The organism is Variovorax multivorans (assembly GCF_051216835.1).
Taxonomy (GTDB): domain Bacteria; phylum Pseudomonadota; class Gammaproteobacteria; order Burkholderiales; family Burkholderiaceae_C; genus Variovorax.
This window is the reverse complement of sequence record NZ_JBPJZL010000006.1, coordinates 47,713-61,278: the sequence shown is the minus strand read 5'-3', so window position 1 is coordinate 61,278 and position 13,566 is coordinate 47,713. Positions and strand designations below refer to the sequence as shown.

The 13,566-nt window shown below is 67.7% G+C and carries 14 protein-coding genes; 7 read left to right on the top strand and 7 right to left on the bottom strand.

The features are described from left to right. The first annotated feature begins 163 nt into the window (after positions 1-163). Positions 164-1,216 carry a MerR family transcriptional regulator gene (locus ACSFCA_RS16515; protein WP_435460503.1) on the top strand — a complete coding sequence of 351 codons (1,053 nt, stop codon included), beginning with the start codon at positions 164-166 and terminating at the stop codon, positions 1,214-1,216. Here the strand turns inward: ACSFCA_RS16515 and ACSFCA_RS16510 are convergent. Together ACSFCA_RS16510 and ACSFCA_RS16505 are read right to left on the bottom strand one after the other, a co-directional pair. Continuing rightward, positions 1,206-2,045, bottom strand: coding sequence for an ABC transporter permease (locus tag ACSFCA_RS16510; RefSeq protein WP_258352467.1), 840 nt, complete (start codon positions 2,043-2,045; stop codon positions 1,206-1,208). The genes ACSFCA_RS16515 and ACSFCA_RS16510 overlap by 11 nt on opposite strands. 3 nt (positions 2,046-2,048) lie before the next feature. Beyond that, complete coding sequence (locus ACSFCA_RS16505) at positions 2,049-2,996, bottom strand: ATP-binding cassette domain-containing protein (RefSeq protein WP_258352468.1); 948 nt, start codon at positions 2,994-2,996, stop codon at positions 2,049-2,051. Positions 2,997-3,122: 126 nt separating this feature from the next. Here ACSFCA_RS16505 and ACSFCA_RS16500 point away from each other — a divergent pair, with 126 nt between their 5' ends. The 3 genes from ACSFCA_RS16500 to ACSFCA_RS16490 are packed head-to-tail and all read left to right on the top strand — an operon-like array spanning position 3,123 to position 5,223. After that, a complete protein-coding gene (locus ACSFCA_RS16500; RefSeq protein ID WP_435460504.1) occupies positions 3,123-3,965 on the top strand; it encodes a hypothetical protein in 843 nt (280 codons plus the stop codon). Continuing rightward, on the top strand, positions 3,962-4,639 hold the full coding sequence (locus ACSFCA_RS16495; RefSeq protein ID WP_435460505.1) for a hypothetical protein: 678 nt from the start codon (positions 3,962-3,964) through the stop codon (positions 4,637-4,639). The genes ACSFCA_RS16500 and ACSFCA_RS16495 overlap by 4 nt, the downstream gene beginning before the upstream one ends. Continuing rightward, entirely contained in the window at positions 4,636-5,223 is a 588-nt protein-coding gene (locus ACSFCA_RS16490; protein ID WP_258352471.1) for a hypothetical protein, read from the top strand. Before ACSFCA_RS16495 ends, ACSFCA_RS16490 begins: the two co-directional genes overlap by 4 nt. On the opposite strand, the gene ACSFCA_RS16485 is transcribed toward ACSFCA_RS16490, so the two are convergent. Further along, positions 5,220-6,110, bottom strand: coding sequence for a LysR family transcriptional regulator (locus ACSFCA_RS16485; RefSeq protein ID WP_258352472.1), 891 nt, complete (start codon positions 6,108-6,110; stop codon positions 5,220-5,222). The genes ACSFCA_RS16490 and ACSFCA_RS16485 overlap by 4 nt on opposite strands. 116 nt (positions 6,111-6,226) lie before the next feature. On the opposite strand from ACSFCA_RS16485, the gene ACSFCA_RS16480 reads away from it, so the two are divergent. Further along, positions 6,227-6,886 (top strand): glutathione S-transferase family protein, encoded by a 660-nt coding sequence (locus tag ACSFCA_RS16480; RefSeq protein ID WP_435460506.1) that lies wholly within the window; start codon positions 6,227-6,229, stop codon positions 6,884-6,886. Further along, positions 6,883-7,875, top strand: coding sequence for a flavin-nucleotide-binding protein (locus tag ACSFCA_RS16475; protein WP_435460507.1), 993 nt, complete (start codon positions 6,883-6,885; stop codon positions 7,873-7,875). The genes ACSFCA_RS16480 and ACSFCA_RS16475 overlap by 4 nt, the downstream gene beginning before the upstream one ends. On the opposite strand, the gene ACSFCA_RS16470 is transcribed toward ACSFCA_RS16475, so the two are convergent. After that, on the bottom strand, positions 7,833-8,978 hold the full coding sequence (locus ACSFCA_RS16470; RefSeq protein ID WP_435460538.1) for a cytochrome P450: 1,146 nt from the start codon (positions 8,976-8,978) through the stop codon (positions 7,833-7,835). The genes ACSFCA_RS16475 and ACSFCA_RS16470 overlap by 43 nt on opposite strands. A 115-nt stretch (positions 8,979-9,093) precedes the next feature. Here ACSFCA_RS16470 and ACSFCA_RS16465 point away from each other — a divergent pair, with 115 nt between their 5' ends. Then, positions 9,094-9,786: an ArsR/SmtB family transcription factor gene (locus ACSFCA_RS16465; protein ID WP_093058685.1), complete on the top strand. Its 693-nt coding sequence runs from the start codon at positions 9,094-9,096 to the stop codon at positions 9,784-9,786. A 12-nt stretch (positions 9,787-9,798) separates the two neighbouring features. Here the strand turns inward: ACSFCA_RS16465 and ACSFCA_RS16460 are convergent, their stop codons facing one another. From ACSFCA_RS16460 to ACSFCA_RS16450, 3 genes are all read right to left on the bottom strand, one after another. Then, positions 9,799-10,806 (bottom strand): Bug family tripartite tricarboxylate transporter substrate binding protein, encoded by a 1,008-nt coding sequence (locus tag ACSFCA_RS16460; RefSeq protein WP_258352475.1) that lies wholly within the window; start codon positions 10,804-10,806, stop codon positions 9,799-9,801. Positions 10,807-10,906: 100 nt separating this feature from the next. Next, positions 10,907-11,917, bottom strand: coding sequence for a Bug family tripartite tricarboxylate transporter substrate binding protein (locus tag ACSFCA_RS16455; protein ID WP_435460508.1), 1,011 nt, complete (start codon positions 11,915-11,917; stop codon positions 10,907-10,909). A 125-nt stretch (positions 11,918-12,042) separates the two neighbouring features. Beyond that, entirely contained in the window at positions 12,043-13,560 is a 1,518-nt protein-coding gene (locus tag ACSFCA_RS16450) for an AMP nucleosidase (RefSeq protein WP_097197760.1), read from the bottom strand. Positions 13,561-13,566: the final 6 nt, after the last annotated feature.

The window sequence follows — 13,566 nt, the reverse complement described above, 5'->3', positions numbered from 1 at the left end:
AATCTAATTTGCAAGCGTTGGTTTCAGCGGAAGCTACAGTCGGCCGGGAAGGGCATTCTGAACCTGCCTGCAAGACCAGTGAATCCAACTTTCATGTCCGCCTGTTGACCCGGCCCCTGGGGCAGCCCTTAAAAAGAGAAGAACGTCGAAAAAGGTTCTCTTCATGCAATCCACCGCTCGCTCTTTCAGTCCATCCGAAGCCGCGAGGCGGCTCGGTGTTTCGGCCAAGGCCTTGCGGCTTTACGAGCAGCGCGGGTTGGTGGAGCCTGGTCGTACCGCGGCGGGGTGGCGGGCGTATGGCCAGAAGGAGATGTCCCGGGCCGCCGAGATCGTCGCGCTTCGCGCGCTCGGCTTCAGCCTTGCGCAGGTGGAGCGGGCGCTGGAAGGTAACTCCCAAGGCCTTGAGCAAACATTGGCGGCGCACCAGATAGCGTTGGAAGCGCAGCTTCGCCAGCTTGCTCGCACGGTCGACAAGGTCCGTGGCGTGCGAAGCGAACTCGCGCAAGGCCGGACGCCGAGCATCAGCGAACTCACAGGCCTGCTGGCACCTGCTGCAGAGGTCCGCGTCGCATTCGAACTGCCGTGGCCATGGGGCGGAGAGCCCTTCGAGCTTCGCGACATCCGCTCCCTGAACTACATCATCGGTCCGCTAGGCAGCGGCAAGACCCGGCTGGCGCATTGCCTCGCCAGGACACTGCCCAACGCCACCATGCTGGGTCTGGAGAGACTTGAAGATGACGAGGTGGCAGCGGCAAAGTCGCGGCTGGATGCCGCTCCCCTGCTGAAGTCCCGCGTCGATGAAGCCCTGACCTGGCTCACGGAAGATGGCGCCACGCCATCGGATGCCTTGATCGCACTGCTCACGGGGCTGGAGGCCGATGGGCCGGATGCGCTGGTCATCGACATGATCGAGCAAGGCCTCGACCACGCAACCCAGGAGGCATTGATTGCCTGGCTGCGCCGCCGCGGGCCCGGCGCGCGACCCCTCTTCATGCTCACCCGCTCCTGCGCCATCCTCGATCTGTCGGCAGTCGGCCCGGACGAAACCATCATCCTCTGCCCCGCCAACCACAGCCCGCCGACCCAGGTGGCGCCCTATCCCGGCGCGCCCGGCTACGAGGCGGTTGCCACTTGCCTGGCTTCGCCCGAAGTGCGGGCCCGGACTGCGGGAGTCATGCAGCTGCAGGTGGTGAAGAGACCCAGCCTCACCCCTTGAACCGCTTGCGCGTCAACGCCAGCGCAATCCAGAACGCAACCACCGCATACACCGCCAGCACCGCCGCATGCAGCCACCAGTCGGCTGGCCACTGGTCCATGAACAGCGGCCGCACCAGCGCCACCGCATTCGTCAGCGGCAGCCACGCCGCCACGGCCTTGACGGCGGAGGGCAGTTGCTCGAGCGGAAAGAACACGCCGCTCAGGAACATCATCGGCGTCATGAACAGCGTGAAGTAGTACGTGAAGAAGTCATAGCCCTTCGCCAGCGCATTGAAGATCAGCGCGATCGACGAGAAGGTGATGCCCGCCCCGATCAGCACCATCCACGCGACGATGAGCTTCGGGCTGTGGCTGATGCCCAGCCCGAGCATCACGAACAGGATCGCCGTCACGGTGAAGATCGACTTGAACGCCGCCCACAGCATCTCGGCCATCACGATGTCGTCGAGTCCGACGGGCGCGTTCATGATGCCGTCCCAGGTCTTCTGCACGTGCATGCGCGAGAACGCCGAGTACAGCGCCTCGAAGCTCGCCGCGTTCATCGCGCTCATGCAGATCGAGCCGCTGGCCAGGAACAGGATGTACGGCACCTTCACGCCGTCGACCGACACCTGTCCCACCAGCGCGCCCATGCCGTAGCCGAAGGCCACGAGCCAGATCAGCGGCTCGGCGATGTTGCCGATCAGGCTGGGAATGGCGAGCTTGCGCCACACCAGCAGGTTGCGCAAAAACACGGGCCACCAGCGCAGCGAGATTTCGGGGGCGCGCCACACGGAAGGTGAAGGAGGCGCGGCCGTTGCAGTCGTTGTTGTCGTCATCGTGTTCATGGTCTAGCCGTCCTCGCGAATCTGGCGGCCTGTGAGCTTGAGGAACAGGTCCTCCAGATTGGCCGGCCGATGAAAGGTGCGCAGGCCGCTGTGCTGCGTCAGCGCATCCAGCAGCCGCCGCGCGTCCTGCGTGTAGAAGAAAACCGTCTCCCCGCTGACTTCCACGCGCGCCGCCATCGCCTTCAGCTCGGGCGATTCCGCCAGCGACAGCGCGCCGTTGCCATACACCTCGACCACGTCGGGCTCCAGGTGCTCGGCGATCAGATCGCGCGGGCGACCTTCGGCGATCTTGCGGCCGTGGTCGAGCACCAGCAGGCGCGAGCACAGGCGCTCTGCCTCGTCCATGAAGTGCGTGGTCAGCAAGATCGACTTGCCCTGCTGCAGCAGCACCTGCAGCCGTTCCCACATCAGGTGCCGCGCCTGCGGGTCGAGCCCGGTGGTCGGTTCGTCGAGCAGCAGCAGCTTCGGGTCATTGACCAGCGCACGCGCCAGCGACAGCCGCCGCCGCATGCCGCCCGAGAGCTCGCCCGGCTTCGCATCGGCCTTGTGCGACAGCGCAGCGAACTCCAGCAGCTGCGGCACGCGTGCGCGCACATGCGCCTTGCTGAAGCCGAAGTAGCGGCCGTACACCACGAGGTTCTCGGCGCAGCTGAAATCCGGGTCGAGCGTGTCGAACTGCGTGACCACGCCAAGCTGTGCCTTGATGGCCAGCGCGTCGCGCGGCATCTGCAGCCCCAGTGCGGAGATATCGCCGCCGTCGGGTGCTGTGAGGCCCAGGCACATGCGGATGGTGGTGGTCTTGCCTGCACCGTTCGGGCCGATCACACCCAGGCACTCGCCGGGCGCGATCTCGAACGACAGGTCGTCGACGACCGTGGTGTGGCCATAGCGCTTGTGCAGATGGCTGGCGTGGAACAGAGGGGGTGAAGCGGAAGAGGTGATGGACGGCACGCAACCATTCTGACGCAGTCACCTGAAAATCACGGGCGCTCCAAGCCCTCGATAACCCGAGTCGAACCGCGCCCCGGCGGCCTCACAATCGACGCCCAATTGCATTGCGCGGTGGGAGGCCCAAGGATGCTGCGTTTCTGGTTGGCGCTGTCGGTCGTGCTGCTGCTCGGCGCCTGCGCACCTTTTCATCGGCCCCTGGCGGCTGCGGACCGCAACAAGGTCCAGGAAGTCGATGTACGCGTCGTCGTCGCGCAGGAGAGCTTCATGTTCTCCGCGCAGCCTCCCGGCGTGAGCGCGGCCACGGGCGGCGGGCTGATCGGCGCGCTGATCGACTCGTCGGTGCAGCAAACGCGCCAGAAGGAGATGAGCGCCGAGGTGCAGGCCATCGTCGGCCCGCTGCTCGACTACGACTATCGCGTGGAGGCGGGCAAGGCGCTGACCACGCTGCTTGCCGAGCCGAGCTCGTTCCCGCTGAAGATCCGTTCCTCGCAGGTGCTCGCGGCCATGCCGCTGAAGGCCGAACAGGAAGCCCGCATCGCCGCCACGAAAACCGGTCCCGCCTACATGGTGCTGCTGTTGCAGTACGCGCTTGAGCCCGGCCTGGGTGCCTTCACCACGCGCACCTCGGCCCTGCTCTGGCAGGACGGCCGCAGCGAGCCGAGCTACCGCGCCTCGGCCATCTTCCAGACGCCTGTCGGCGGCACCGCGCGCGCCGCCGTGCTGCGAAGGCTCACCGCGAACGACGGGCAGGTGCTGCGCGGCGTGATGCGCGAGTCGATGGCACAGACCCTGCATGCGGTCGCACTCGACATTGCCGGCGCCCGTTCAGGTGGCGTTAAGACTGCGCGCTTTAATGTCAACGGTTCGTGGGTGACTCTGGCCGGCCAGAGCTTCGACGAGCAACCGGGCCGCGTGCTGTTCCGCGACCAGGACGGCGCTATGTATTCGGTCAGGAACACCGCCCCATGAGGCCACGCCAAGGACTTGCCATCGCCACGACACTGGCTGCGCTCTGCACCATGCCCACTTTCTCGCATGCCGTCACCGAGAGCGAGCCGCTCTCCATGGTTTTCGAGCCGGCACCCGAGCCGGCCGAGCGCCCCAACAGCGTGCCGGTCGCGTCGCTGCGGCTCGCGCGCGGCTGCACGCTGTACCTGCCGTCGATCGAGGACGCGCGCAGCAACAAGGCCAATGCCGGCAACCTCACCGTGATGTTGCCGACGGTGCATGCCACGCCCCGGTCCGTGCAGTCGCTGCGCAGCGGCGACGCCACCGGATGGACGCGCGGCGCGCTGCAGTCGACGAGCCGCTACGGGTTCCAGACGGTGCTGGGCACACCACCCGCGCGCGCCGGTGCCAGGCAGGTGACTGCGGACGTGGCCCTGCGCCTGGCCCACGCGTGGTCGGTCGATCTGAACCTGGTCTCGCACGTCGTGCTCAAGGTGAACTACCGCCTGCCCGGCGGCGAGACAGTCTTGCGCCAGTACCACGGCATGGGCACGCGCACCAACTGGGCCAGCGCCAACGGCGAGTTCATGTCGGTGCTGAATCTTGGCCTCGAAGAGGCGGTGCACAGCATGGCGAGCGATGCCGCCGCGCTCTGCGATGGCCTGCCCTTGCCTGCGCCGGTGGTCGTGCCATGAAGAGCAGGCTGGAACTTCACCTGACCTGCGGTGTGCCGCACGAATCGCAGATTCCGTTATTCGTCGAGGTGTGCGAACAGATCGGGCTGCGGCCGCTGCTGATCGACCATCACCACGACAACAGCGGCAAGCGAAACCAGCAGCTCTCGGCTACCGCCTGGTTGCGCGCCGATCTCGAAGAAGCCAAGGCCGAAGCGATGGCACTGGCGCAATGGCTGGCGCGGGCGGGCATGGCAGTGCTGGGCGTGAAGGTCGATGCGCCCGTGCAGGACGCCGAACAGCTCGACTGCGCCGGCCAGTATTTCGAGTGGCGCGGCAAGCTGCGTCAGCAGCAGTGCGACATGTCTGCGCTGCAGCAGCTGTGCGAGGCGCACGGCGCGCAGCTGTCTCGAGACAGCCTCCGTGAGGAAGCCTGCACATGCTTCGTGACGCTGCGCAGCTGCGAATCCCTGGAGGAATTCACATCGCGCGTATCGGCCGTGACCGGACAGCTCGAGCGCGACGGCTGGCCGGTGCTGAAGCAGGATTCGGAAATCTGCCTGCTCGACAGCCGCGAGTTGCCCCGTAACTGCAACTGCACCTAGAGCCTGAGCCCGCTGAACTCCATCTTCATCCATTCGATGAACGCCCGCGTGCGCGCGGGCAGCAGCCGCGCATTGGGATAGATCACGCTTACCGGCCGAGGCGGCGGCTCGAAGTCTTCGAGCACCAGCTTCAGCCGACCCTGCGCCACGTGCGGCATCACCTGGTACGAGAAGAAGGTGCCGAAGCCCATGCCCGCTGCGCACGACTCGATGGCCGGCGCGAGGTGGTTGAACTCCAGGCGGTTGTTCGGCGTCACGCTGATCGTCTTGCCGCCTTCGTGGAACAGCCACTGCGCCGGCGCGTCGACGCGGCCTCGTACGCAGGGCGCGCCGTTCAGGTCGCGCGGATGCGTTGGCGTGCCGTGCCGCGCCAGGTAGTCGGGGCTCACGGCCACCACGCGGCGGATGGTGCCCAGCGTTTGCGCGACCAGCGATGAATCTTCCAGCGGGCTGATGCGGATGCCGACGTCGATGCCCTCTTCGAGCAGGCTCACGGTGCGGTCGTACAGCCGCACGCTGCAGCGCACTTTTTCGTAGCGCTGCATGAAGCGCACGATGGCGGGCGCCACGTACATGTGGCCGAAGAGCACCGGCGCGGTGATGGTGAGCTGGCCCGCCGGTTCACGCGCCTCGGCCTTCAGCGCAAGGTCGGCGGCGTCGGCCGCGAGCAGCACCTCGCGTGCGCTCGACAGGTAGTGGCGACCTTCCTCGGTGAGCGAAAGGCGACGCGTGGTGCGGTGGAACAGGCGCACGCCCAAGTGCGCTTCCAGCGCGGCGAGCGAGCGCACCACCGCGGGCAGCGAGGTGCCGAGCGCCTCGGCGGCGCGGGTCAGGCTGCCCTGGTCGGCAATCTGCACGAAGGTCTGCATGGCCTTGAAACGATCCATCGGACGATTAAACCGGAAAACGCAGCAGTCAAATACAGAAAAGGCTATTCATTCATTCAATGCAAGAGAGAAGAATCCGGACATCGCACCAGTAATTGAAGAAAAGGAACGCCTCCATGAACGCCGCAGCCGCCAATCGCCCCGCCCAGCCCATCAAGCTCTACGGCACCACGCTCTCTGGCCACGTGCATCGCGTGCGGCTGTTCCTCGCGATGCTCGGCCTACCCTTCGAGAGCATCGAAATCGACATGCGCAAGCGCGACAACCGCGCGCCGGAGTTCCTGGCGCGCAACCCATTCGGCCAGGTGCCGGTGATCGAGGACGGCGACCTCACGCTGGCCGACTCCAACGCCATCCTGGTCTACCTCAACGAGCGCTATGCGCCCGACCCCGCGCGCTGGATGCCGCGCGACGCTGTCGGTGCGGCGCGTGTGCAGCGCTGGTTCTCGGTGGCGGCGGGGCCGCTGGCGTACGGCCCGGCGGCCGCGCGGATCATGGCGCTGTTCGGCCACACCACCGACCCGACGGAGACCGTCAAGCGCTCGCATGCGCTGCTCTCGGTGATGGAGATGCACCTGCAGCAGCAGCCCTTTCTCGCCGGTCCTGGCGCCACGCTGGCCGACATCGCGAACTACGCCTATGTGGCGCATGCACCCGAAGGCAGTGTGGCGCTCGATGCCTACCCGAACGTGCGCGGCTGGCTCGAGCGCGTGGAAGCCTTGCCGGGCTTCGTACCAATGGTGCGCACGCCCATCGGGCTGGCAGCGGTCGCATGATCGCCGCGCCGTTTCATGCGGGCGAGCGGGCGTTGCAGGCCCTGGCGGGTTCGCGCGAGCAGATGGAGGTGGCTGGGCCTCGCGTCATTCGCGACTACATGCCTGACCAGCACCGCGAGTTCTTCGGGCTGCTGCCGTTCCTCGTGGTCGGCAGTCTCGACGCGGATATGCAGCCCTGGGCCAGCGTGCTCGCGGCGCCCGCTGGCTTCGTGCATTCGACGGATGCCACGCACCTGCGCGTCGATGCACTGCCCGCCGCAGGCGATCCGCTCGCCGGCCAGTTGAAGCAGGGCGCCACGCTGGGCCTGCTCGGCATCCAGCCGCACACACGGCGGCGCAACCGCATGAACGGCACGGTCGAGGCGCTCGATGACGCGGGCTTCATGGTTGCGGTGCAGCAGAGCTTCGGCAATTGCCCGCGCTACATCCAGGCGCGCGAACCGGTGTTCGTTGCGCCGCGTGCCGATGTGCCGCCGCAGGCGCAATGGCTCGACAAGCTCGACCTGGCGGCGCACCGTCTTATCGGCAGTGCCGACACGCTGTTCATCGCCACCGCCTATCCGAACGAGGCGGCGGCGGGCGACCAAGCCGATGCGAGTTCGCACGGCGTCGATGTGTCGCACCGCGGCGGTCGCCCGGGCTTCGTGCGCATCGACGGCGATGACGTACTCACCGTGCCGGACTTCAACGGCAACCGCTTCTTCAACACGCTCGGCAACCTGGCGGCGCATCCGCGCGCGGGGCTGCTGTTCGTCGACTTCGACAGCGGCGATCTGCTGCATGTGGCAGTCACGGCCGAGATCATTTGGGACGGGCCTGAGGTTGCCGAGTTCGAAGGCGCGGAGCGGCTGATGCGCTTCCATGTCACGCATGCGCTGCGCCGTCCGGGAGCATTGCCGCTGCGATGGGGCGATGCGCAACTGTCGCCCCACCTGGCGGGCACGGGTCAGTGGAACACGGGGATGCGCCCGTTGACCGACGGCCGGTAGCTCCAGCCGCGCAGGCGCTGCGCATCGAGGTCGGGCGCGCGGCGCAGCAGGGCATCGAGGCTGGCCGCCGCCAGCGTGCACGCCAAGGCCTGGCCGGGACATGCATGCATGCCGTGGCCGAAGCCGAGCATGCGGCGGCGGGCGCGCACAAGCATGAAGCGGTCGGGATCGGGGTTGAACGCAGGATCGCGATTTGCCGAGGCCAGCAGTACCAGCACCGCATCGCCTGCGGCCAGCGGCGTGCCGGCGATGGTGACGGCTTCGGCGGCAAAGCGCCGCGTGTTGTGCACCGATGGGTCATGCCGCGCGGTTTCTTCGATGACGGCCTGCAGGCCATCGCGTGCATGAGTCGACGTGCGCAGCGAAGGCTCGCGCATCAGCGCTATCAGGCTGTTGCCGACCAGGCCCGCCGTGGCATCGCAGGTCTGCGACAGCAGGCCGGCGACGTTTGCCAGCAGCGAGCGCGACAGCGTTGCATCGCCCGCACTTTCGGCGAGCACGGCCGCGAGCAGCGTGCCGTGCCGTGGCGGCTCGCCTGCCACCAGAACTTCAAAGCGCGTCATCAACTCGCCCGCGGCGGCGCTCGCACGCTGCAACTGCTCGGGCGTGGACAACGGCGACAGGCAGGCCACGAAGTCGCGCATCCACCGGTCCACCTGCGGCAGCGCGTCGTCGATAAAGCCGAGCAGATGCGCGACGGCCTGCACAGGCATCGAGAACAGCGTGTCGGACAGAGGTTGCTGCTGCGGCACACGCAGCGCCACCTGCAGGGCCGCCGCATGCACCGCGTTCAGGTCGAGTCCGGCCAGTGCTCGTTGCAGAGCGGGCCGATGCGCCTGATGTGCCACGCCGTCGTTCATGCGCACCAGATGGCCGAACACTTCGCCGGCCGCGCTGCCCACGATGGCGCGCGGCACCGGCTCGGCGGGCGGCCGCACGCGCAACGCGCCGTGCGCGAGCAGCACCTCTTCGACTACGTCAGCGCGGCTCGCAACCCAAAGGCGCAGCTTCTCGTTCCACGCGAGCGGCGGCCCGTCGCGCAGTGCGGCGTAGTACGGATAGGGATCGGCATGCGTGACGGCACCGACCGGGTCGGCGGGCATGTCGGCGAGGGTGGCACTGTGGCTTGAGTTCATGGCCGCAGTGTGCGATCGAAGCCGCCGCCACACTTCGTCCGCGAACGAAGTGTCGGATGCTCCGCCGTCTTACGATGAGCGCATGGACACCACCGCTTCATCCGCCGATTTCCAACTGGCCCGCCTGGCCGGCGCCATCGCCGAACCGGCGCGCGCCCGCATGCTGAGCTGCCTGATGGACGGCCACGCGCGCACCGCCACTGAACTCGCCACCGTGGCCGAAGTGGCCGCCTCGACCGCCAGCGCGCACCTCGCGCGCCTGAAGGACGAACGGCTGGTCGACCTGCTGGTGCAGGGCAAGCACCGCTACTTCCGCCTCGCCAACGACGACGTCGCTGCCGCGCTCGAAAGCCTGATGGTGGTAGCCGGCGCGCCGCGCACGCCCGAGTTCAAGCCGAACACGCCGAGCCGCTTGCGCAGCGCGCGCACCTGCTACGACCACATGGCGGGCACGGCGGGCGTCGCGCTGCACGACAGGCTGCATGCGCAGGGCTGGCTCAGTGGCCTGCAGAGCGGCTCGTACGAACTCACGTCCGAAGGCGCGATCGCGCTGGAGAGCCTGGGCGTCGAGGTCGATGCGGTGCGCCGCTCTCGCCGCCGGTTCGCCTGTGCCTGCCTCGACTGGAGCGAGCGCCGCCCGCACCTGGGTGGCGCGCTGGGCGCCGCATGGTTGCAGCTGTCGCTGCGCCGCGGATGGGTGCGGCAGGAGCTCGATGGGCGGGCGCTCACGCTCACGCCGAAGGCGCAGCGCGAAATGCCGGAACTCTTCGCGTGAAGTGCCGAAGGATCAGGCCTTCAGCTTGAGCAGGTAGATCAGCGGCCCGGCCATTGCCGTATCGAGATCGAGGAAGCTCTCGAAGTCCTTGCCCGCCATCCAGTACGCGTCCCAGTTGTTGCGCTTGATGGTCTTTTGCCAGACATCGGCCATGGTGGCGCGGCGCACGGCTTCGAGCAGCACGGCCTTGCGCTCGGCCGGCACCTTCTTGCCGGTGAGCACGCCGCGCCAGTTGGCGAGGTCGGCGTCCACGCCCTGTTCGCGCACCGATGGAATGCCCTGGAACGGGCGCTTGGCCGAAACCCCGATGGCGCGCAGCTTGCCGCTGGCCAGGTGATCGCTGAATTCGCTGTAGCCCGAGATGCCGGCGGCTGCCTTGCCCGTTTCGAGCGCCTCGACCACCTGTGCGCCGCCGGGGTGCGGCAGGTAGACCAGCGCCCCCGCGTTGCCGGCCACGCGGGCCAGCATGCCGGCATACATGTGGTCCACGCCGCCGGCCGAGCCGCCGGCGATGACCGTCTTTGCGGCATCCGCGCGCAGTTGCGCGATCAGGTCCTTGGGCGTCTTGATAGGCGAGTCGGCCTTCACCGCCACCACTTCGTAGTCGCTGGTGAGCCGTGCCACCGGCGCGACCTGCGCCATCGTGACGGCGGGCTTCTGCAGCGCTACCGCGCCGACCATGACCATGCCGCTCATCAACAGGGTGTCGGGGTCGGCATCGTATTTCTCGACGTACTTCGCCAGGCCGATGGTGCCGCCCTTGCCGCCGATGTTCTCGTAGCTGATGTCGCCCACCGCGCCCGACGCGATCATCGCGGCGCCGAGCGCGCGGCCGGTCTGGTCCCAGCCGCCGCCTTCGTTGGCGGGAATGACGATGCGCAGCTTGGTAGCGAGCTGCGGTTCGGCCGCGCTGGCCATCGTGGGCCATAGCGCTGCGGGCATTGCGCCCGCGGCAGCTGTCGATGCGATCCATGCCGCAAGGCTGCGGCGAGAGAGGCCGGTCGGCACGAAATGCGACATTTTGTTTCCAGTTCCCTGTAAAAGTAACCGGATGATGTCCGAAAAACGTGTCAATCCCTTGCCTTTGCGGCCTAGGGAAAACCCGCGGGAACGAGCGCTCTCAGGCTTTCAGCTTGAGCAGATAGATCAGCGGGCCGGCCATTGCGGTGTCGGTTTCGAGGAAATTCTCGAAGTCCTTGCCCTCCATCCAGAAGGGGTCCCAGTTGTTCTGTTTGATGGCTTTTTGCCACACATCGGTGGCGGTGGCACGCCGCACCACCGTCAGCAGCGCCGCCTTGCGGTACGGCGGCACCTTGCGGCCGGTGAGCACGCCGCGCCAGTTGGCAAGGTCGGCTTCCACGCCCTGCTCGCGCACCGAGGCGATGCCCTGGAATGGCCGCTTCGACGACACGCCGATGGCGCGCAGCTTGCCGCTGGCCAGGCCCTCGCTGAATTCGCTGTAGCCGGAGATGCCGGCCGCGGCCTTGCCGGTTGCCAGCGCCTCGACCACCTCCGCGCCACCAGGGTGCGCCTGGTAGACCAGCGACTGCGAGGCGTCGGCCACGCGCGCCAGCATGCCGGCGTACATGTGATCCACGCCGCCGGCCGAGCCGCCCGCAATGACGGTGTTGGCTGCATCGGCGCGCAACTGTGCGATCAGGTCCTTGGGAGTCTTGATGGGCGAATCGGCCTTTACCGCCACCACTTCGTAGTCGCTGGTGAGGCGGGCGATCGGCGCCATGTTGGCCATGGTGACGGTGGGCTTCTGCAGCGCGACCGCACCGACCATGACCATGCCGCTCATCAAGAGCGTGTCGGGGTCGGCATCGTATTTCTCGACGTACTTCGCCAGGCCGATGGTGCCGCCCTTGCCGCCGATGTTCTCGTACACCACGCCGCCGACCGCGCCGGACGCCAGCATCGCGGCGCCGAGCGCGCGCCCGGTCTGGTCCCAGCCGCCGCCTTCGTTGGCGGGAATCACGATGCGCAGCTTGCTGCTCACCGGTGCGTCGGCGGCGTGGGCGGCGCGCGGCCACAGTGCGGCATGTCCCCCGCCTGCTGCTGCGGCCGAGGCCGCGATCCATGCAGAGAAGCTGCGGCGGGAGAGGGGAACGGAACGCGACTGGGTCATCTTCTTTCCGGTTGCTGTGGGGTAAACCGGATGATGTCCGCGAAACGGCGCAATCCCGCGCGGTGGCGGGCAGGACAAACCCTGAGGGCCCGACCTCTGCCGGGGCCCTCCAGAAGCCCTTCTTCTTACTGGAACGCCACCTCGGCAAAGCTGCGCAGCTTGCGGCTGTGCAGCCGCGTCGAGCCCTCTTCGCGCAGGATCTCGATGGCCCGCATGCCGATGCGCAGGTGCTGCTCCACGCGCTCGCGGTAGAAGTGGTTGGCCATGCCGGGCAGCTTGATCTCGCCGTGCAGCGGCTTGTCGCTCACGCACAGCAGGGTGCCGTAGGGCACGCGAAAGCGGAAGCCGTTGGCCGCGATGGTCGCGCTTTCCATGTCGAGTGCCACCGCGCGGCTCTGGCTGAAGCGGCGCTGCGGCTGGTTGCCGGGCAGCAACTCCCAGTTGCGGTTGTCGGTGCTGGCCACCGTGCCGGTGCGCATGATCTTCTTCAGGTCGGGGCCCTCGTAGCGAGTGACATCGGCCACGGCCTTCTCCAGCGCGAGCTGGATTTCGGACAGCGCCGGAATCGGCACCCACAGCGGCAGCTCTTCGTCGAGCACGTGGTCTTCGCGCACGTAGGCGTGGGCCAGCACGTAGTCGCCGAGCTGCTGCGTGTTGCGCAGGCCGGCGCAGTGGCCCAGCATCATCCACGCATGCGGGCGCAGCACGGCGACGTGGTCGGTGATGGTCTTGGCATTGGCCGGGCCGACGCCGATGTTGACCATGGTGGTGCCGCTGCAGTCTTCGCGCACCAGGTGGTAGGCCGGCATCTGCGGCAGGCGCGGCGGCGCGGTGCCCTGGCTGCCGTCGAGCAGGTGGCCGTAGGTGGCGCTCGAACCTGCGGCAAGCCCGCGCCGGCGCGTGACCACGTTGCCGGGCTCGATGAAGGCGACGTACTCACTGTTCTCGTCGGCCATGGCCTCGTGGCCCAGGCGCACGAACTCGTCGATGTAGAACTGGTAGTTGGTGAACAGCACGAAGTTCTGGAACCACTCGGGCGCGGTGCCGGAGTAGTGGCGCAGGCGGTGCAGCGAGTAGTCCACGCGCGCGGCCGTGAAGAGCGACAGCGGCTGCGCCTCGCCGTCGCGCGCCTCGTAGGTGCCGTTGGCGATGCCGTCGTCCATCACGCCCAGGTCGGGCAGGTCGAACACGTCGCGCATGAGGGCGCGGCGATCGGCGCTCATGGTGCCTTCGATGTGATCGTTCTCGGCAAAGGAGAAGTGGATGGGAATGGGCTGCGTGCTGGTGCCCACCTCGAGCTCGACCTGGTGGTTTTCCAGCAGCAGGCGGAACTGGTCGAGGTAATAGCGCGAGAACAGGTCGGGCCGCGTCAGCGTGGTCTCGTAGCGGCCCGGGCCGGCCACGAAGCCGTAGCTCAGGCCGGCGTTGGCCGGCGGCGTGTGGCGCGAGACGGTGTGCGTGTGCACCCGCACGAAGGGGTAGCAGGCCCGCACCCGGCCCGGCAGTGCCTCGCCGGCAACGAAGCGCAGCATCGATTCGCGCAGATGGGCGAGGCCGCCCTGGTAGATGGCCTTGACCTGTTCGAGTGCAGCGGCGGCATCGGTGAAGCGGGCGGGAGCGACAAAGGTGGGCATGTAGGGCATGACGGC